We start from the raw sequence: 19,725 nt of genomic DNA, 5'->3' as shown, positions 1-19,725 counted from the left end.
GCGGCGCCGGTGACGACGGGGGTCCCCCATGCGACTGCGCACCGCCGTGCTCGTGGCGCTCACCGCGACGGCCGTCCTGACCCCGCTCCCGGCCTCGGCCGCGCCCGCCGCGCCGTGGTACCCGCCGGTCGGGCCCGGCACCTCGGTGCTGGACCACCGCGCGAAGCTCGCCGGGGCGGTGGAACCGCAGTGGTACGAGGCGAACATCCCGTTCGTCGACCTGCCCGACCGGGAGATCGAGTCCACCTACTACTACCGGTGGCGCACCTTCAAGGAAGCCCTCAAGCACACCGGCCCGGACGACGGCTGGATCGTGTCGGAGTTCCTCGGCCCGGTCGGCTACTCCGCGCCCGGCGGCGGGATCGCGGCGGCGGCCGGGCACCACGTCTACGAGGGCCGCTGGCTGCGCGACCACCGCTACCTGGACGACTACCTCGACTACTGGCTGCGCGGCGGCGGCGCGGGACCCAAGCCCGCCACCGAGTTCCTCAACCCCAACACCGCCGACTGGGCGCACCAGTACTCGTTCTGGGCCGCCGACGCGGTCCTGGCCCGCGCTGCGGTCGACGGGCGGCTGGAGCGGGCCGTGGCGCTGCTGCCCGAGCTGGAGCGCCAGTGGGCCGGGTGGGACGCGCAGCGGGACCGGGGGACGGGGCTGTACTGGCAGACCCCGGTGTGGGACGCCATGGAGCACACGGCGAGCTCCTACCAGAGCGACGACCCGTACCACGGCGGCGAGGGCTTCCGGCCCACGCTCAACGCCTACCAGTACGGCGACGCCAAGGCCATCGCGGCGCTGCTGCGGGCGCGCGGCGACCGCGTGGCCGCCGAGCGCTACGAGCGCGAGGCGGGCGCGCTGCGGGACGCGGTGCGGCGGCACCTGTGGGACCGGGAGGACGGCTTCTACAAGCACGTCATGCGCGACGGCAACCCCGGTCTCGCGCCGCTGGCCGACCGCGAGCAGATCGGCTTCGTCCCCTGGTACTTCGGGATGCCCCCGGCCGAGCACTCGTCCGCGTGGGCGCAGCTGACCGACCGGGCGGGCTTCGCCGCCGACTTCGGCCCGACCACCGTGGAGCGCCGCAGCCCGTGGTACCTGCACGACGCGGAGGAGGGGTGCTGCCGCTGGTCCGGTCCGAGCTGGCCGTTCGCCACCAGCCAGACCCTCACCGCGCTGGCCAACCTGCTCGTGGACTACCCGGCGCAGTCCTTTGTGGACAAGGGCGACTACTGCGACGTGCTGCGCGGCTACGCGCTGACCCAGCGCAAGGGCGGGCAGCCGTACGTGGCCGAGGCGCACCACCCCGACCAGGACCGCTGGCTCTACGACGGCCGGGGGCACAGCGAGGACTACAACCACTCCACGTTCACCGACCTCGTGCTGTCCGGGCTGCTCGGGATCCGGCCGGAGCAGGGGGACTCGGTGCGGATCGCCCCGCTGGTCCCGGACGGCTGGGACCACTTCGCCGCGGAGAACGTGCCGTACCACGGCCGGAACCTGACCGTGCTGTGGGACCGGGACGGCCGCGCCTACGGCAGGAGCGCCGGGCTGCGGGTGTTCGTCGACGGCGTGCAGGCGCACGCCCAGCGCGACCTGGGCCCGGTGCGCGTCCCGCTGCGGCGCGGCGCCCCCGCCGAGCTGCCGAGGCTGGTGGACGACCTGGCGAACCCGTCCGGGACGGGCTTCCCGGCCGCCACCGCCTCGCACACCTGGCACGCCGACAGCCCCGCCGACGCGATCGACGGCCAGGACTTCCACCTGGACGTCCCGTCGACCCGCTGGACCTCGTACGGCAGCCCGAACCGCGCCGACTGGCTGGCGGTCGACCTCGGCGCGGCGACGGTGGTGTCGGACGTGCGGGTCTCGTTCTACGACGACGGCGGGGGAGTGCGCACGCCCGACGCGTTCGCCCTGGAGCGGCGGGACGCCTCCGGCGCGTGGGTGGAGGTCCCCGGCCAGCGCCGGACGCCCGCCGTGCCGGAGCGCGGGCGGGTCAACCGGGTCGTGGTCGACCCGCCGGTGCGGGCGGACGCGCTGCGGCTGCGCGCCACCCGGTCCGACGGCGGCGCGGTGGGCGTGACGGCCTGGCAGTCCTGGCGGCGGGAGGACGACCGGGTCTTTGCCGCGCTGGACGGCCTGCGGGACGGGGTGATCCCGGTGCGGGCCGGCGGTGAGGCGGAGGTGGGCGCGACCGTGCGCGGTTCGGCGCGGGCGGAGCTGCTGGCCCCGGCGGGCTGGACGGTCTCGCCGCTGCCGCGCCGCGCGGACGGGTTCCGCTGGCGGGTGGGCGCACCCGCGTCGCTGACCCCCGGCGACCGGGCCCCGCTGCGGCTGCTCGTGACCACCGGCCGGGGCGCGACCTCCGCCGTGGCGCAGGCGGAGGCCCGCTTCGACCCGGCCGACTACGGGCGCGTGGTGTGGGACGACGACTTCAGCCGGTGGCGCGACTACCGGGTGGGCGCGCGGTTCGGCGAGCCCGCGCCCGAGCTGGTGGCGGACGGCGGGCTCACCGCGAGCGCGTCCCGCCAGTCGTCGGCGGTGCTGGTCGCCCCGGTGACCGCGCCCGCGGGCGAGGTGGCGGTGGTGCTGGAACCGGGGGAGTTCGCAGGCGCGGCCCCGGAGGACAGCGTGCTGGTGGGCCTCGCGGCGGGCGGCGAGGACCTGGCGCTGTCCTGGTACAACCACAGCGGGCGCAGCTCCGGGGTGGACGTGCGCGTCGACGGGCGGGACGCGGGCGCGGCGACCGGCGGGTGCTGCGCGGACGTGGTGTGGCAGCCGGGCGACCGGTTCGCGGCCGTGTTCGGGGAGCGCGCGATGACCACCTGGGTGGAGCGCGCCGGGCAGTGGCGCAGGCTCCGCGGCGCCCCGTACGCGACGGCGGTGTCACCGGAGCGGCGCGCGACCTGGTCGCCCGCGCTGGGCGTGCGGCTGACCGGGGGCGGGCTGTCCCTGAACCGCGTGACGGCCCTGTCCAGGGGCTGAGCGCGACCAGGGCCTCGGCGTCACGGCCGCCGGACCGGTGCGCCCACCGCCCGCGCCAGGCCCGCGCGGGCGGCTGACCTGCGCCGAGCCGGCGCGCGGCCGGACCGGGACGTCGTGGTGGGCAGCTACGATCACGCTATGCGGAAGGCCCCCGAGGACGTCGCCCTCACCCGAGCGGGACTGCTGTCGGCCGCGCTGAGCGCGTTCGCCGAGAACGGGTACGCCGCGTCCACGCTGGCCGACATCAGCGCCAGGTCCGGGCTGACCAGGAGCGCGGCCTACCTCCACTTCACCACCAAGGCCGACCTCTACGCGACCGCCGTGGGGGAGCGGTGGGCGGAGATCGGGCAGGGCCTGTGGAGGCCGCTGCGCGAGCCGGGCGACCCGGTCGAGCGGGTGCGCTCGTTCCTGATCGGGCTGCACTTCTCGCTGGAGCACGACGAGCGCTTCCGGCAGCTCCTGGAGGTCGTCGGGCGCGACGACCGGCTCCCGGACGACCAGGGGTTCGACGTGAAGCGCGAGGCGCTCGACCAGCTGCTCGGCCTGTGCGCCGCGCTGTTCGAGGAGGCCGAGGGGGACGGGCTGCTGCGCGCCGAGGTCGAGCCGGAGGGGGCCGCCGCGATGCTCGTGGCGCACGTCCTCGGCGCGGTGGCCATGCACACCTTCGGCGCGGCCCGCGCGGTCCGGCTCGTGCTCGGGCCGGCCGGGGACACGCTGGTGGAGGCCCTGTTCACCCGCTCCGGGCTCACCCGGCCCTGACCGGGGCCCCGACCGCCGCGTCGACCAGCGCCAACAGGTCCGCCTTCAACCGCTCGCGCACCTCGTCCGGCAGCGCCGACCCCAGCAGCGGCGGCCCGCAGGCGCCGTCCGCCGCCGCGACGACCAGCACCCTGGTCGCCTGCGGCACACCGTCCGCCTCCAGCTCGCGCTGCCAGCGCGCCTCGTCCTCCTCCGCCGCCCGCACCGCCGCCGGGACCGTGCTGAGCTGCGCGAACAGCCGGAACCGCTCGCGCACGTCCGCGCCGTCGAACGGGGCCAGGCTCGCCCGCACGTAGGCGCGGATCAGCCTGCCGGGGCCGCGCTCCTCCGGGTCCACCTCGCGCTCGACCAGCTCCCGCCACTCGTCCACCTCCTGCTGGACCAGCGCCCGGTGCAGCGCCTCCTTGTTCGGGAAGTGGTAGATCAGGCCGCCCTTGGACACGCCCGCGCGCTGGGCGATCGCGTCCAGGCTGGTCCTGATGCCGTCGCGGCAGATCTCCCGCGCCGCCGCGTCCAGCACCAGGCGGCGGGTGTCCTCGGGGGACCGTCCGGTCGTGCGACCCATGTCTCACCTCTGCCTCGGGAGTCGTGGCGCCAGTCTCCCCCATTGGAAACTGCACCGTCTGGTCGGTACAGTTTCTTGCGTGTCCACGTCCGAGACCACCCACTCCCCGCTCACGGCCCGCCGCCGCTGGGCCGCGCTGGCCGTGCTGGCGCTGGCCGTCCTCGTCATGGCCGTCGACGGCACCGTCCTCTCCCTGGCCGTGCCCTCCCTGACCGCCGACCTCGCCCCCAGCGCCACCCAGATCCTGTGGATCGGCGACGTCTACTCGCTCGCCCTCGCCGGGCTGCTGCTGGTCATGGGCAACCTCGCCGACCGCGTCGGGCGCAAGCGGCTGCTGCTCACCGGCGCCACCGCGTTCGGCCTCGCCTCGCTGCTCGCGGCGTTCGCGGGCAGCCCGGAGGCGCTGATCGGCGCGCGGCTGCTGCTCGGCGTCGCGGGGGCCACGCTGATGCCGTCGACGCTCTCGATCATCCGCAACCTCTTCGCCGACCCCGCCGAGCGCACCCGCGCCATCGCGATCTGGTCGGCCGCCGCCGGTGGTGGCGCCGCGCTCGGACCGCTGGTCGGCGGCGCCCTGCTGGAGCACTTCCGGTGGGGCTCGGTCTTCCTGATCAACGTCCCGATCATGGCCGCGCTGGTGGTCGCGGGCGCGTTCCTGCTGCCCGAGTCGCGCGACCCCGACCCCGGCCGGTTCGACCTGCTCTCCGCCGCGCTGTCGATGGCCGCGATCGTGCCGCTGGTCTACGCGGTCAAGCACACCGTCAGCACCGGTGTCGACGGCTCCGGCGTCCTCGCCCTGCTGCTCGGCCTGGCCGCCGGGGTGGCGTTCGTGCGCAGGCAGCGGAGCCTGGACACCCCGCTGATCGACGTCGACCTGTTCCGCGGGCCCGCCTTCAGCGGCGCGGTGTTCGCGGCGTTCATCACGATCTTCGCGCTCACCGGGCTGCTGTTCTTCTTCTCCCAGTACCTCCAGCTCGCCCGCGGCCACAGCCCGCTGCAGGCCGGGCTCGCCGAGCTGCCCGCGACGCTCGCCTCCATCGCCGTGGTCGCCCTCGTCGGCCGGGCGCTGGCCAGGCTCGGCGCCGGTCGCGCGATCGCGGGCGGGCTCGCGCTGATCTCCCTCGGCCTGGCCGGGATCGCCGCCGCCGAGGGCGCGGAGAACTACCTGTGGCTGGCACTGGCGCTCGTGCCCGTCGGGTTCGGCGTCGGGCTGTCCCAGACGGTGACCACCGACGCCGTCGTCTCCGCCGTGCCGAGCCACAAGGCCGGGGCCGCGTCGGCGATCGCCGAGACCGCCTACGAGCTGGCCGTCGCGCTCGGCATCGCCGTGCTCGGGTCGCTGGTGTCGCTGGTGTACCGGTCGAACCTGGACCTGCCCGCCGACCTCCCGGCCGACCAGCGCGCCGCCGTGCGGGACTCGTTGGCCTCGGGCAGTTCGGCACTGGACGCGGACTCGCCGGTGCTGCACTCTGCACGTGAGGCGTTCACGGGGGCCATGCAGACCACCTCGCTCGTCGCCGCCGCGGTGACCCTGGTGGCCGCGTTCGTGGCGTGGCGCACAATTCCGTCGGTGGCGGTGCGGCCTGCCGACTAGCTCGCTGTCCGGCCCGTGGGGGGAAGTCCGTGCACCATCTGACTGCGGTGTTCGACGTCGTGCTGCGCAGCGCCTGGTTGCTGCCGGTGCTGGCGCTGCTCATCGCGCTCGACGCGCCGGTGCCGATGCTGCCCAGCGAGTCGCTGCTGGTGGCCGCCGCGTCCGGGGCGTTCCACTCGCACGACGCGCCCGCCGTGCTCGGGCTCGCGCTGACCGCGATGGCGGGCTCGGTGCTGGGCGACTTCCTGGTCTACGGGCTCGGTCGCGGCTCGCACCGGCTGCTGCGCGTGCCCGAGGACGCCGGACCGGCGGGCTGGGTGCGGCGGAACCTGACGGACCGGCCGGTCGTGGTGTGCGTCGGCGCGCGGCTGCTGCCCGGCGGGCGGCTGGTGAGCACGGCGGCGTGCGGGCGGGTCGGGCTGCCGGTGCGGCGGTTCCTGCCCGCGACGCTCGCCGCGTCGGCGGTGTGGAGCGCGTACATGCTCGCGTTCGCCGCCGCGCTCGGGCCGTTCACCCACGGGCACCCGCTGCTGTCGCTGGCCGCCGGGCTGGTGCTGTCGGCGGTGACGGCGGGCGGGTTCGAGCTCGCGCGCCGGATCTTCCGCAAGCCGGGTGGGGACGCCGGAGGATCGGCGCCCGCCGGGTCGGTCGCCGCTGAACAGGTCGCCGCTGGGTCGGTTGTGGCTGGGCCGGTCGCGGCAGCCGCGATGGCCGCCGAACCCCTCCCGTCCGCCGCCGAACCGCCCCGCCCCGCCGGCTGAACCGGCGGCCCGCCCGACCGCGCCCGCCCGACCGCGCCCGTCCGGCGGTTACGCTGACCGGCGAGTCCGCAGGGGGTGGCCGGGTGCGCGTCGTGGTGCTGGGGCCACTGCTCGTGACCGCCGACGACGGCGCGGAGATCGAGGTCCGGGGCGCCCGCCTGCGCGTGCTCCTCGCCCGCCTCGCCGCCGATCCCGGCCGGGTCGTGCCCGTGGCCGAGCTGGTCGACGCGCTCTGGCCGGACCACCCGCCCGTCGACGCCGCGGCCTCCCTCCAGTCCCTCGTCTCCCGGCTGCGCAAGGTGCTCGGCCCCACCGCCGTCTCCTCGCACCCCACCGGTTACCGCCTCGACGTGCCCACCGACACCGCCGACGCCCGGCGGCGCCTCGCCGACCACGACCACGCCTCCGCGCTCGCCCTCTGGCGCGGCCCCGCGTTCCCCGACCTCCCGGCCGCCATCACCGCGCACTGGGCCGACCTGCGCCTCACCGCCGCCGAGCGGCACCCCGCGCCCGACCCCGCCCTGCTGGCGGACCTCGTCGCCGAGCACCCCGCCCGCGAGGGGCTGCGCGCCAAGCTGGTGCGCGCCCTGCACGCCGGCGGCAGGCAGGCCGAGGCGCTCGCCGCGTACGAGGAGGCCCGCCGCTGGCTCGCCGACGAGCTGGGCGCCGACCCCGGCCCCGACCTGCGCGCGGCGCACCTGGCCGCGCTGCGCCCCGCCCGGCGCGGCGCCCCGCCGGTCCCGCCGACCCCGCTGGTCGGCCGCGCGGACGACCTCACCCGGCTCGTCGACCTGACCGCCCGCGCCCGCCTGGTCACCGTCACCGGCTTCGGCGGCATGGGCAAGACCCGGCTCGCCCAGGCCGTCGCCGCCCGCAGCGCGCACCCCGTCCTGTGGGTGCCGCTGGAGTCCGCCTCCGACCCGGTCGACGCCCTCCGGCACGCCGTGGCGCGGGGCGACACCACCGCCGCCGTCCTCGGCGAGCGCCCCACCGCCGACCCGGTCGACCTGCTGCGCGCCGCCACCTGCCTGCTGGTGCTGGACAACTGCGAGCACCTGCTCGACCCCACCTCGGAGCTGGTCACCCGGCTGCTCGCCGCCGCGCCGGACGTGCGCGTGCTCACCACCAGCCGCGAGGCGCTGGGCGTGCCCGGCGAGGCGCTGCACCCGCTGGCCCCGCTGGACGAGGACACCTCGGTCGAGCTGTTCACCGCCCGCGCCACCGCCGCCCGCCCCGACTTCGCGGTGACCGACGACGCCCGCCGGGTGTGCCGCGCGCTCGACGGCATCCCGCTCGCGCTGGAGCTGGCCGCCGCCCGCCTGCGCTCCCTCACCACCGCCCAGCTCGCCGACCGCGTCGACCAGCGCCTGCGGCTGCTCGACCGGGGCGCCAGGACCGCCGCCGCCCGCCACCGCACGCTGCGCGCCGTCGTCGACTGGAGCTGGGAGCTGCTCACCGGGCCCGAGCGCGGGCTGCTCCGCGTCCTGGCCGCGTTCCCCGGCGGCGCGGCGCTGGACGCGGTCGCCGAGGTGTCCGAAGTGGACGACTGGGTGGCGCTGGACCTGGTGTCCTCGCTGGTGGACAAGTCCCTGGTGGTCGCCGACGGCGAGCGGTACCGGCTGCTGGAGACCGTGCGCGAGTACGCGGCGGGCGTCCCCGGACCCGACCACCGGCCCCGGCACGCCGCGCACTTCCTGGCGCTCGCCGAGACCGCCGAACCGCACCTGCGCACCGGCGGCCAGCTGCCGTGGCTGGCCAGGCTCGACGCCGAGCAGGCCAACCTGGACGCCGCGCTGTCCTGGCTCGTGCAGACCCGCGACGGCCCGCGCGCCCTGCGCATGGTCGCCGCCCGCGCCTGGTGGTGGGTCAACGCGCGCGCCCGCTCCGCCGAGGCCCGCGCGTGGGCGACGGCCGTGGAGGCGTTCGCGGTCTCCCCGGTCACCCGGCTGCTCGCGGCGGGGGTGATCGCCGACGAGCTGCGGGAGCGGGCGAGCCCGCTGCTGATGTGCCTGGTCGACGCGGTGCGGTGGTGGCACTCGGAGGGCGCGGACCTGCTCGGCGCGCGGATGCGCGAGTCCGCCGACCCGTGGTCGCGCGGGGTCGGCGTGCTGGTGCGGGGGCTGGCCGCCTACGAGCTGAGCGCGGGGCGCGCCGAGGAGGCCGAGCGGTGGTACCGGCGGGCGCTGCGCGAGCTGACCGAGGTCGGCGACCGGTGGGCGATCGCGCTCGCGGGCGTGTCCCTGTCGCAGCTGCTGGGCAACCGGGGCGCGCACGCGGAGGCGCTGGCGGTGCTGGAGGAGGCGCGGCGGGCGTCCGCGTCGTTCGGCGCGGTGGAGGACGTGCTGGTGCCGCTGGCGCCGCTGGTGCAGTCCGCCAGGCTGCGCGTGCGCACCGGTGATCTCGTTGCCGCGCGGCGGGAGCTGGACCGGGCGCGGGCCGTGGCCGTCCGCCGCGCCGACCCGCTGGAGCTGGCCCGCGTCCACCTCGCCTCCGCCGAGCTCGCGCACGCGCGCGGCGAGCGGGCCGAGGCGGTCGACCGGTTCCGCGCCGCGCTCGCCACCGCACCGCCCGACTCCCCGCCGCAGTTCCGCTCCACGGTCCACAGCGGACTTGCCCGCGCGCTCCCGGTCGAGGAGGGCGGTCCGGAGCACGACCGGGCGCTGGACGAGGCCCGCCGCTCCCCGGACGGACCGGCGATCGCGCTCGCGTGGGAGGCGAAGGCCCTGTGGCTGCGGGAGGTCGGCGACCGGGAGGGCGTGGTCGCCGCGCTGGACGAGGCCGAGCGGGCGCGCGGCGTGCTCGCGCTCGCCGACCCGGAGATCGCCGACCTCGCCCGCTGGGCCGGGCGCCGGACCGTCAGCCCAGAACGCGCTTGAGGTACCCGGCGACCACCTCGGGGTCGTGCGTCACCACACCCACGTGCCCGTCCGGCCGCACCAGCACCAGCGCGCCCTCCGGCACCCCGTACCCGGCGGCGACGTGCCCGTCCGGGTCCTCGATCCGGTGCGCCCGGACCCCGGCGTGCTCGGGCGGTTCGACGCCGACGCCCAGCAGCGTGAAACCCGGTCCCCGCACCAGGTCGAACACCCGCGTCGGGGTCCCGTCGGCCAGCGCGCACGGCGCGCCCGGCGCCCGGTCGCCGGGCTGGACGCCGGGCAGCCCGGACGGCTCGGCCAGCGGCCCCCTGCGGTAGCCGATGCCCAGCTGGAGCAGCTCGTCGTCGCGCTTCCCGATCCGCATCTCGGCGGCCATCCTGTGGTGCGCCTCGGTGGTCACGCCCAGCAGCCACGCCGCGATCGGCAGCCGCTCGGCCTCGTAGCTGTCCAGCAGCGCCTCCGCCGCCTCGGCGGGCAGCGCGCCCGAGAGCGCCCCGGCGAGCTTCCAGCCCAGGTTGTACGCGTCCTGCACGCCGGTGTTCATGCCCTGCGCGCCGGAGGGCGAGTGGACGTGCGCGGCGTCGCCCGCGAGGAACACCCGGCCGACCCGGTAGCGGTCCGCCATCCGCACGTTCAGCCGGAACAGCGAGCGCCAGCGCACCTCCCGCAGCACCACGTCCGACCGCCCGGTCCTGGTCGCGACCAACTCCCGCAGGTCCTCCTCGGTCGGCTCGGCCACCCGGTCCGGGGCGGCGTTCGCCTGGAGCTGGAACAGGTCCGTGCCCGGCAGCGGGCACAGCGCGAGCATCGAACCGGGATCGCTGCGCCACATGTGCCAGTGGTCGCGGTCGAGCCCGTCGAGCACGACGTCGGCGACGACAATCCGGTGGTCCGCCAGCGTCTCGCCCGCGAACCCGACGCCGAGCCGCTTGCGGATCGGGCTGCGCCCGCCGTCGCAGGCCACCGCGTAGGCGGCGGTGAGCTCCTGACCGTTGACGGTCGCGGTGACGCCGCGCTCGTCCTGGGTCAGCGCGGTGACCTCGCTGGAGTGCTCGACGTGCGGGACGAGCGAGCGCAGCGCGGCCTCGGTGGCGAACTGCGGGATGACCAGCGTGCGGGCGTACGGGGTGCTCGGCGTGGGGTGGCGGCCCTCGTTGAGGTCGACCAGGTGGGCCCGGTCGCCGTCGTGCGCGAGCGCGGGCAGGGTCGTCGTGCCCGCCGCCAGCACCCGGTCCACGACGCCGAGGTCGTCCAGCACCTCCAGGGTGCGCGGCTGCACGCCCTTGGCGCGCGACCCGGCGAACGGCCCGTCCGCCCGGTCGACGATCCGGTGGTCGACGCCGCGCCGGGCGAGGTCGGCGGCGAGCGCGAGGCCGGTGGGGCCCGCGCCGATGATCAGTACCTGGGTGTCCATGGCGATCACCCTGTGCTGGGCCGCTGCCAGGGCGCTGTCAGCGCGCTGCCACGGGGCGGGGCGGCGCTGTCACGACTGGAAGACGCGCGGAGGGCCGGTTCCCCGAGACGGGGAACCGGCCCTCCGCAAGCGAAAACCCCTCAGCACACGCTGTCCGACGCCTTCGGCACGCCCAGCCCGAACAGCGGTCGCAGCCGCAGCCCGATCCACGTGCCGCCCAGCGCGAACGCGCCCCACAGCCACCCGTGCAGGCTGCCCGTGGAGATCCCGCCCAGGTACGCGCCGATGTTGCAACCACCGGCCAGTCGCGCGCCCACGCCCATCAGGACCCCGCCCAGCACCGCCGCGAGCGCCGTGCGCCACGGGATCGAGGTGTGCAGCCTCCACGCCCCGGCCAGGGCCGCCGCGATCGCCGCGCCGATCATGATGCCCACGTCGGTCAGCGTGGTCTTGTCCGTCCACACCGACCCGGCCAGCGCCTTCGCGTTCGACGCGCTCCGCCAGAACTCCCACGTCTCCGGGTGCAGCCCGACCAGCTGCAGGAACTTCGCGCCCCACAGGGCGAACGCGAACGTCACGCCCCAGATCCCGCCCGACACCAGGAACACCGCGCCCGCCAGCACGCCCAGCACCACCGCGCCGACCAGGAGCGGCCACGAGCCGCGCAGCACCCGCGCCAGACCGGTCGCGGTCGGGACCACGTCCGCGGGCGGCGGGGTGCGGCGCTTCTGCACGAACCAGGTCGCCAGCACGATCAGCCCCAGCGCCGCGATCGTCAGCGCCCACGAGCCGAACCAGCCCACGTGGTCCGACAGCAGCACGCCCGGCACCGAGGGCCAGCCGTCGAACACCGGGAACGCGGCGGTGTAGACCACCGAGCCGACGATGAAGCCGAACAGGGTCAGCAGGATCGTGGACTGGCCCGAGCCGACCGCGAACAGCGTGCCGGACGCGCACGCGCCGCCCAGCTGCATCCCGACCGCGAACAGCAGGGCGCCCACGAACAGCGCCAGGCCGATCGGTCCGGCGCTCGCCTTGGGCACGGACCCGAACAACCCGGACCCGGTCGACACGATCAGCGCGACGAGCGTGGCCGCCGTGCCGAGCAGCAGCGAGTGCGCCCGCACGCCCGCGCCGTTGCCGACCGCGACCAGCTGCCGCCACGCCGAGGTGAACCCGAACCGCGAGTGGAACAGGGCCACGCCCAGCCCGAGGCCGAGCAGGAGCAGCACGCCGGACCTCGCGCCGTGCGCGGTCCACGCGTAGCCGGTCAGCGCCACCGCGATCAGCGAGGCGACGGCGAGCGGGACGACCCGCACCGGCTCCTCCGGCCGGGGCGCGGGCGCTGCGCAGGAGGTCGGGAAGGTCGGGAGCCTGCGCTGGTCGGAGGGGGTCTCAGTGGTCGTGGACACCGGTCGGATTCTATTCGCCGTCCTAACGACCGGTAGTGCCGTTCACATGCTGGGAAGCCGGTGGATCACCCGGTGTACGCGCCCGCCGCGATGTCCGCGAGCAGGGTCGGGCCGGTCGGCTCCCAGCCGAGCGACTCGCGGGTGAGCGCGCTGGACGCGGCCATGTCCAGCGCGAAGAACCCGCCGATCCAGCCGAAGTGCCCCGCCACGTCCTGCGGGGCGACCGGCGCGACGGGCAGGTCCAGCGCGGCCCCGAGCGCCTCGGCGATCACCCGCGTGCTGATCCCCTCCTCGGCCACGGCGTGCAGCCGCGACCCGGCCGGGGCCTTGGTCAGCCCGAGCGCGACCGCCCGCGCCGCGTCCCGCACGTGCGCCGCCGCCCAGCGGTTCGACCCGTCGCCGGGGTAGCCGGACACGCCCTTCGCGCGCGCCACCGAGGCGAGCACGTGGACGAACCCCCGGTCGCCGACGCCGTGCGTGGTCGGCGAGAACCGCACCGCGACCGCGTGCACGCCCCGCGCGGCGTGCTCCAGCAGCAGGTTCTCGCTGCCGCCGCGCGCCGAGTCCGGGCCGTGGAACGTGGACGGGTCGTGCTCGGTGGCGAGCCTGCCCGGCGCGACCCCGGCGAGCCCGGAGGCCAGCAGGAACGGCTTGCCGGTGCCCTCCAGCGCCGCGCCGAGGGTCGTGGTGGCGGCGCGCTCGGCGGCGTTGGTGGCCGCCAGGTTCCCGAAGTCGTGCTTGTTGGCCAGGTGGACGACGGCGTCGGCCTCCAGCGCGCCGGCCCGCAGCCCGCGGAGGTCGTCCAGGTCGCCCCGCCGCACGAGCGCGCCCTTGGCCTCCAGCTTCGCGGCGGACGCGTCGGACCTGGCCAGCCCGACGACCTCGTGCCCGTCCGCGATCAGCTCGTCCACGACGGCGGAGCCGATCCACCCCGACGCCCCGGTGACGAATACCCGCATGTCCCGCTCCCTCGTGATGACAGTGACTGACATGAGCGTAGCGGTTATGTCAGTCACTGTCATCACTAGACTCGGGGCATGGCGCGATGGAAACCCGGAACCCCCGACCGGCTGCAGGAGGCGGCGCTGGAGCTGTTCGCCACGCGCGGCTTCGAGCAGACCACCGCGCAGGAGATCGCGCAGGCGGTCGGGCTGACCGAGCGGACCTTCTTCCGCCACTTCAGCGACAAGCGCGAGGTGCTGTTCCACCGGCAGGACGAGTTCACCGACACCTTCCGGGCCGGGATCGCCCTGGCCCCGCCGGACGCCCCGCCGATCGCGGTGATCGCCTCGGCGCTGCGCTCGTCCGCCGACTTCTTCCCCGACGAGGCGCGACCGTGGTCCCGCAGGCGGCACGAGGTGATCTCGGGGTGCCCGGCGCTGCGCGAGCGGGAGCAGCACAAGCTGGTCGTGCTCGCCGGGGTGCTGGCGGACGAGCTGCGCGCGCGGGGCGTCGACGCGACGCGGGCGGCGCTGGCGGCCAGGACTGGGGCGGCGGTGTTCCAGACGACGTTCGAGCTGTGGCTCGCGGAGGGGGAGGAGCGGGGGCTGGACGTGATCGCGGTGGAGGTGCTGGCGCAGCTGCGCGAGGTGCTCGGCTAGGGGACCGTTCCGGTCGGGGGTCGCGGTTATCCTCCTCGCAGGGGAAGCGCGGTGGCGCTGGTCGCCCCGGAGAGCGGGACCCCGGTCGTGCCCGGCGCCCGGTTCCCCACGAGGAGCGGGAACGAGCACACGATCGAGGAGCGCGAGGCGGGGGTGCTGGCGCTGCCCAGCGGCAGGGTCGTCGCGGCCGACCCCGGCGCGTGGCCCGGCGACCGGAAGCCGTTCCTGACCGCCCTCCCGCCCGGCGACCACCCCGTGCGCGTGCTGCTGGCCCTCGCGGAGGGCGGGGGCCGCGAGCACGTGGCGGTGGCATGGCGGTGTTCACCGCGCCGAACGGGGACGGGGCCTACCCGACGTGGACCGGTCGCGCCGCCGACGGGTCGGTCGCCTGCCTGGTGCTCGACGCGCTGTTCCTGCCCGAGCGGACGAGGCGCGGGTAGGCCCCGCCGTCACGACCGCGCCGTCACGACCGCGCGGGCCACCCCAGCACCCGCCGGGCCGTGCCGCCGAACAGCGCCGCCCGCTCGGCCTCGCTCAGCCCGGCCCGGTCCAGCAGGTGGTGCAGCGCCTGCGCGTGCGAGTGCTGCCCCGGATACGGCGGGACCGGCGGGAAGCCGCGCAGCCTGCCGGACACCCGGTGCGCGTCGCTGCCCCACAGGCAGCGGTCCGCGCCGAACGCCGACAGCACCCGGTCCAGGTGCGGCCACACGTCCCGGTACGGGTAGGGCTCGGTCGACAGCGTCGGCGCGCCGGACAGCTTCACCGCCACGTTCTCCAAGCCCGCCAGGGCGAGCAGGTCCGGCAGCCCGCCCCACGGCGGGTCACCGGCGGGCAGGTACGGCGGCTGGTCGAGGCCGAGGTGGTCCACGACCAGCCGCAGCGACGGGCGCGCCCGCGCGACCTCGGCGATCTCCGGCAGCACCCCGCCCGCCAGCACGCTCACCGGGACACCCCGCCGCTCGGCCGCGTCGAACAGCCCGTCGTACCCGCCCGACCGCAGCCGCTCGGCGTTCTCCGGCGGCCAGGACAGCACCAACCGCACGCCCAGCACCCCCTCGGGCGCCTCGTCCCCGTCCCACGGCGCGATCACGGCCACCCGGTCCGGGTGCCTCGCCGCGATCCCCAGGCACTCGTCCACCGGGGCCGCGCCCGGCACCGCGACCAGCACCGCCGCGTCCACCCCGGCCGCGTCCAGCTGCGCCAGAAGCAGCTCGGCCTGAAGGTCCCGCCGGGACGCCTCGCCGTGCGGCCAGTCCAGCCGGGGCGAGGGCAGGTGCAGGTGCGCGTCCACGACCTCCATCACGCCCCCAACCCGCTTCCGCCCGCCACGACCAGCTCCTGACCGGTCACGTACCCCGCGCCCACCAGGTAGCCGACCGCCTCGGCCACCTCGCGCGGCGTGCCGGGCCGACCCAGCGGGACCCGGCCCGCGTACTCGGCCAGCGCCTCGGGCGGCAGCCCGCCCTTGGCCCAGATCGGGGTGTCGACCAGTCCGGGGCTGACCGCGTTCACCCTGATCCGGCGCGGCGCCAGCTCCAGCGCCAGCGACGGGACCGCGCTCAGCAGCGCGCCCCGGCTCGCCGCCGCGAGCGCCCCGCCGGGGATGCCCGACCGCACGCCCGCGCCGACCGTGAACACCACCGACGCGCCGTCCGCGAGCAGCGGCAGGAGCCTGGCGAGCGTGAGCAGCTGCCCCCTGGTGTTGACGTCGAACACCTCGGCGTACGCGGTCCCGTCGACCTCCTCGAACGGCAGCGAGCGGGTGATGCCCGCGTTCAGCAGCAGCACGTCGAGCGCGCCGAAGCGCTCGCGGACCTCCTCGGCGAGCCGGTCGGCGTCGGGCAGCGAGCGGGCGTCGGCGCGCAGGACGACGACGTCGCCGGGCAGCTCGCGGCGGGCCGCCTCGAGGGTCACCGGGTCGCGGCCGGTGACCACGACGCGGTGGCCGCGCTCGTGCAGCAGTCCGGCGACCGCCCGGCCGATGCCGGTGGTGCCGCCGGTGATCAGCGCAGTGGGGTGGGACAAGGCGGGTCCTCCTTCCTCGAAAAGGGCTGCCACCACCCTGAACCCGCAGGTCAGGGCGCGTCCAATGCCGATCGCGCACCGGCTGTTCCCGGATCGGCATCACCGCCGGTCTAGGCTCTGGCCGTGCCCGCCCCGGACCTGGACCTGCGCCTGGTGCGCTGCTTCACCACCGTCGCCGAGCACCTGCACCTCGGTCGCGCGGCCCTCGCCCTGCACACCACCCAGCCCGCGCTCAGCAGGCAGATCAGCAGGCTGGAGCGGCAGGTCGGGGCCCGGCTGCTCGACCGCTCGCCGCGCGGCACCGCGCTCACCGAGGCCGGTCGGGTGTTCCTGCCGCGCGCGCTCGCGCTGCTCGACTCGGCCGCCGAGGCGGTCGCGGGCGCCCGCGCCGTCGGCCGGGACCGGATCACCGTCGGCTACGGCGTCAACCTCATCGTCACCCCGGCGGTCGCCGAGCTGCGGCGGCGGCACCCCGGCGCGGACGTGCGCGCCCGGCACGTCGAGTGGGACCGGGTGCGGTCCTCGCTGCTGGAGCGGCGGGTGGACGCGGTCGTCACCCGGCTGCCCCTGGACGGCGACGGCCTGCGGGTCGTGGTGCTGCGGGAGGAGCCGAGGGCGCTGCTGGTCCCGACCGGCCACCGGCTGGCGGACCGGCGGTCGGTGACCCTGGACGACGTGGCCGACGAGCCGATGCCGAGGGTCCCGGACGAGCGCTGGAACGCGTTCTGGCGGGTCGACCCCAGGCCGGGAGGCAGGCCCGCGCCGGACGGGCCGCTGGTGGAGTCGGTGGAGGACAAGGCGGAGCTGGTCGCGTCCGGGCAGGCGGTGGCGATCGTGCCGGGCGGCGAGCACCTGCGGCGGGTCCGGCCGGGACTGGTCGCGGTGCCCCTGGAGGGCGTCGAGCCGAGCCGCGTCGCGCTGGCCACGCGCGCCGGGGAGCGCGGCCCGCTGGTCGCGGAGTTCCGCGGCCTGGCCGCCACCCACCTGGTCGGCTGACCCGCCGGGGACGGCGCCCTGGCGTTGATCACCTGTTCGGGCGAGACCGGCCCCGCGCGGCGTTTCCCCCGACCCGGCGCGGGTAACAGCAGCCGGTGAGACTGCGCCGCAGCACCCCCGGCGGGCCGGGTTTCGGACGACGTCGCCGGGGCGGCGGGTTCGGGTACACCGACCAGGACGGCGCCCGCCTGACCGACGCCGAGCACCTGGCCCGGATCAAGGCGCTGGTGATCCCGCCCGCCTGGCGGCAGGTGTGGATCTCCCCGCACCACAACGGGCACATCCAGGCCGTGGGCGTGGACGAGGCGGGCCGCAGGCAGTACCTGTACCACGAGGCGTGGCGGCGCGAGCGCGACGAGGAGAAGCACGCGCGCGTCCTCGCGCTGGCCCCGCTGCTGCCGGGGTTCCGGGAGCGGATCGCCCGCGACCTGCGCGGCCGGGACCGGGCGCTGCCGCTCGCGCTCACCCTGCTGGAGCGGGGCGCGTTCCGGGTCGGCGGGGAGAGCTACGCGGAGGACAACGGCTCGCACGGCGTCGCGACCCTGCTGTGCTCGCACGTCACCGTGCGCGGGTCCGCCGTGGACTTCCGGTACCCGGCCAAGAGCGGCGTCCGGTTCACCGCGACGGTCGAGGACGACGCCGTCGCGCGGACGGTGCGCCTGCTGCTGCGCGGCCGGAAGCGGCGGGATCGGCTGCTGGTGCGCAAGGACGGCGGGCAGGTGCGCTCGGACGACGTCAACGTGCGGTTCAAGGAGCTGGTGGGCGAGGAGTTCTCGGTGAAGGACCTGCGGACCTGGCACGCCACGGTCGTCGCGGCCCGCGCGTTCGCGGCGGCCGGTGATCCGGGCACCGAGCGCGGCAGGCGGCGGGTGGAGGCCGAGGTGATGCGGGAGGTCGCGGTGCGCCTGGGGAACACGCCCGCCGTCGCCCGCAAGTCCTACGTGGACCCCAGGCTCGTGGAGCTGTTCCGCGCGGGGAAGGTGCTGCGGGTGCGCGGGAAGGGGCGGGAGGCCGAGGAGGCCGCCGTGCTGCGGCTGCTGCGCTGACCCCGGACACGACGGCGCCGCCACCGGTTCGGGAACCGGTGGCGGCGCCGTCGTCGTGCCAGGGGATCAGGCCACGGCCTTGCGGGCCTCGGTGTGGCTGGCCACGTAGCTGATCGGCGCGCCGGTGGCGTCCGACGAGCGCTGCATCTGCATCGCGACCAGCGGGCTGGCCACGATGATCGCCGCGTGGCGGATGCCGGAGCCGACCGCCGCGGTCATGGTGCCCTCGATGACCGCCTGCACGCCGGGGATGGTCGCGCCGAGGCGGCTCATGTCGCAGATCACGGTCCAGCCCGGACGGTGCTCGGCGATCTTGCTCGCGAACTCCTTGCCGTACGCGTCCGCCAGCTTCTGCTCCCACACGCCGACCAGGTCGATGTGCATGCAGTTCGCGGGCTTGTCCCAGGTGACCGAGTAGCTGGGGGCGACGCTCTCCAGCGCGGGCAGCGTCAGCGCGCCCGTGGTCTCGCGCAGCTCGCCCGCGATGCGGGTGATCTCGGCGACGGCGAGGCGGTTGCGCTCGGCGGCGGTCGAGGTCGTGACGGACTGCTCGTTGACCACGCTGATCGCGCGGGCGATCTGCTCGGCCTGGGTCGAGACCTCGTTGGTGGCCGAGTTCATCTCGCTGGTGGTGGCGGTCTGCTGCTCCACCGCCGACGCGATCGAGCTCTGGTAGTCGGCGATGCTCGCCATGATCTGGCTGATCTCGTTGATCGACTGGATCGCGGCGGCCGAGTCGCCCTGGATCTGCTGGACGGTCTGCGCGATCTCCTCGGTGGCCTTCGCGGTCTCCCGCGCCAGGTCCTTCACCTCGCCCGCGACGACGGCGAAGCCCTTGCCGGCGTCACCGGCGCGCGCGGCCTCGATGGTGGCGTTCAGGGCGAGCAGGTTGGTCTGCTCGGCGATCGCGGTGATCGTCTTGACGATGCCGCCGATGGTGGCGGACGAGGTCTCCAGCGCGCCCATGCGGGTGGAGGTCTGCTCCAGCGCGTCGACGCCGGTGCGGGCGACCTGCGAGGCGTCCGAGACGTTGCGCGAGATCTCCTGGATGGCGGCGTGCATCTCCTCGCCCGCGGCGGCGATGCCCGCGACCTGGGAGGAGACGCCCTCGGCGGACTGCACGATGGTGCTGACCTGGTTCGCGGTCGCCTGGACGCCCTCGGCGATGGTGCTGCCGCTGGCGTGCATCTCCTGGCCGGCGATGGTCAGCAGGTCGACGGCCGGGCCGAGGCCCGACAGGCGCTGGCCGACGGCGGCGATGCCCTCGGACAGCGGGGCGCCGGAGGCGTCCACGGCCGCCAGGTCGCCGCGCCGCAGCGCGGTGTCGGCCGCGACGGCGTTGTCCACGGCGTGTTCGGCGGTTGACGCGCCCTTGCGGGCGAGGACAAGCGTGAGCAGCACCCCGACGACCAGCACGGCGACCACGACCGCGGTGGAGGCGCCGCTGATCGCCAGCAGGGTGGCGACGACGCCGGACAGGACGGCGAGGATGCTCGGGGTCCAGACCGCTCCCGACAGGGAGGGACGGCTGGTCTCGGGTGTCGACATGAGACTTCCTCAGGTTAACGGTACTCTCGACTCTCGCCCCTGCTGTCGTCCGCTCCGGGACGGATCTGAGCCAAAGGGCGTTCACTCGCGTGGATGACCCCGATCCCCCGTTGTGCCAGGTAGAGGGTTACTCGCGGGTCACTTT

Annotated in this window: 16 protein-coding genes; 9 read left to right on the top strand and 7 right to left on the bottom strand. The window is 76.1% G+C overall.

All coding sequences use genetic code 11. The features are described from left to right. The first annotated feature begins 28 nt into the window (after window positions 1-28). Both CNX65_RS23870 and CNX65_RS23865 read left to right on the top strand, forming a co-directional pair. Window positions 29-2,983, top strand: coding sequence for an MGH1-like glycoside hydrolase domain-containing protein (locus tag CNX65_RS23870; RefSeq protein WP_096495770.1), 2,955 nt, complete (start codon window positions 29-31; stop codon window positions 2,981-2,983). Window positions 2,984-3,121: 138 nt separating this feature from the next. Beyond that, on the top strand, window positions 3,122-3,742 hold the full coding sequence (locus tag CNX65_RS23865) for a TetR/AcrR family transcriptional regulator (protein WP_096495769.1): 621 nt from the start codon (window positions 3,122-3,124) through the stop codon (window positions 3,740-3,742). Here the strand turns inward: CNX65_RS23865 and CNX65_RS23860 are convergent. Beyond that, complete coding sequence (locus CNX65_RS23860) at window positions 3,729-4,307, bottom strand: TetR family transcriptional regulator (protein WP_096495768.1); 579 nt, start codon at window positions 4,305-4,307, stop codon at window positions 3,729-3,731. The genes CNX65_RS23865 and CNX65_RS23860 overlap by 14 nt on opposite strands. A 79-nt stretch (window positions 4,308-4,386) precedes the next feature. On the opposite strand from CNX65_RS23860, the gene CNX65_RS23855 reads away from it, so the two are divergent. The 3 genes from CNX65_RS23855 (at window position 4,387) to CNX65_RS37980 (ending at window position 9,538) form a co-directional block, all read left to right on the top strand. After that, window positions 4,387-5,901 carry an MFS transporter gene (locus CNX65_RS23855; protein WP_096495767.1) on the top strand — a complete coding sequence of 505 codons (1,515 nt, stop codon included), beginning with the start codon at window positions 4,387-4,389 and terminating at the stop codon, window positions 5,899-5,901. Window positions 5,902-5,930: 29 nt separating this feature from the next. Then, window positions 5,931-6,662, top strand: a complete 732-nt coding sequence (locus tag CNX65_RS23850; protein ID WP_157767819.1) for a DedA family protein — start codon at window positions 5,931-5,933, stop codon at window positions 6,660-6,662. 83 nt (window positions 6,663-6,745) lie between these two features. Then, complete coding sequence (locus CNX65_RS37980; RefSeq protein WP_096495765.1) at window positions 6,746-9,538, top strand: BTAD domain-containing putative transcriptional regulator; 2,793 nt, start codon at window positions 6,746-6,748, stop codon at window positions 9,536-9,538. Here the strand turns inward: CNX65_RS37980 and CNX65_RS23840 are convergent. The 3 genes from CNX65_RS23840 to CNX65_RS23830 form a co-directional block, all read right to left on the bottom strand. Further along, window positions 9,519-10,952 (bottom strand): FAD-dependent monooxygenase, encoded by a 1,434-nt coding sequence (locus tag CNX65_RS23840; protein WP_096495764.1) that lies wholly within the window; start codon window positions 10,950-10,952, stop codon window positions 9,519-9,521. The two genes, CNX65_RS37980 and CNX65_RS23840, sit on opposite strands and share 20 nt — an antisense overlap. 140 nt (window positions 10,953-11,092) lie before the next feature. Continuing rightward, the gene (locus tag CNX65_RS23835; protein WP_096495763.1) at window positions 11,093-12,364 is read right to left on the bottom strand and encodes a YeeE/YedE family protein; all 1,272 of its coding nucleotides are present in this window, start codon (window positions 12,362-12,364) and stop codon (window positions 11,093-11,095) included. Between the two features lie 65 nt (window positions 12,365-12,429). Next, entirely contained in the window at window positions 12,430-13,323 is an 894-nt protein-coding gene (locus CNX65_RS23830; RefSeq protein ID WP_096495762.1) for an SDR family oxidoreductase, read from the bottom strand. Between the two features lie 78 nt (window positions 13,324-13,401). Here CNX65_RS23830 and CNX65_RS23825 point away from each other — a divergent pair, with 78 nt between their 5' ends. After that, window positions 13,402-13,965 (top strand): TetR family transcriptional regulator, encoded by a 564-nt coding sequence (locus tag CNX65_RS23825; RefSeq protein WP_096495761.1) that lies wholly within the window; start codon window positions 13,402-13,404, stop codon window positions 13,963-13,965. Window positions 13,966-14,276: 311 nt separating this feature from the next. Continuing rightward, a complete protein-coding gene (locus CNX65_RS35680) occupies window positions 14,277-14,405 on the top strand; it encodes a DUF4241 domain-containing protein (protein ID WP_157767818.1) in 129 nt (42 codons plus the stop codon). A 23-nt stretch (window positions 14,406-14,428) separates the two neighbouring features. Here CNX65_RS35680 and CNX65_RS23820 read toward each other — a convergent pair whose 3' ends face one another. After that, entirely contained in the window at window positions 14,429-15,265 is an 837-nt protein-coding gene (locus CNX65_RS23820; RefSeq protein ID WP_232520191.1) for an amidohydrolase family protein, read from the bottom strand. Further along, on the bottom strand, window positions 15,265-15,990 hold the full coding sequence (locus tag CNX65_RS23815) for an SDR family oxidoreductase (RefSeq protein ID WP_096495759.1): 726 nt from the start codon (window positions 15,988-15,990) through the stop codon (window positions 15,265-15,267). The genes CNX65_RS23820 and CNX65_RS23815 overlap by 1 nt, the downstream gene beginning before the upstream one ends. Window positions 15,991-16,113: 123 nt before the next feature. On the opposite strand from CNX65_RS23815, the gene CNX65_RS23810 reads away from it, so the two are divergent. After that, window positions 16,114-16,986, top strand: coding sequence for a LysR family transcriptional regulator (locus CNX65_RS23810; protein WP_096495758.1), 873 nt, complete (start codon window positions 16,114-16,116; stop codon window positions 16,984-16,986). A 95-nt stretch (window positions 16,987-17,081) separates the two neighbouring features. Then, a complete protein-coding gene (locus CNX65_RS23805) occupies window positions 17,082-18,032 on the top strand; it encodes a DNA topoisomerase IB (protein WP_096495757.1) in 951 nt (316 codons plus the stop codon). A 66-nt stretch (window positions 18,033-18,098) separates the two neighbouring features. On the opposite strand, the gene CNX65_RS23800 is transcribed toward CNX65_RS23805, so the two are convergent. Next, window positions 18,099-19,580, bottom strand: a complete 1,482-nt coding sequence (locus CNX65_RS23800; protein ID WP_096495756.1) for a methyl-accepting chemotaxis protein — start codon at window positions 19,578-19,580, stop codon at window positions 18,099-18,101. Between the last annotated feature and the right edge of the window lie 145 nt (window positions 19,581-19,725).

Source organism: Actinosynnema pretiosum, assembly GCF_002354875.1.
In the GTDB taxonomy this organism is placed as follows: Bacteria; Actinomycetota; Actinomycetes; order Mycobacteriales; family Pseudonocardiaceae; genus Actinosynnema; species Actinosynnema auranticum.
The sequence above is the reverse complement of the archived record's forward strand: the minus strand, read 5'-3'. Positions and strand labels throughout refer to the sequence as shown.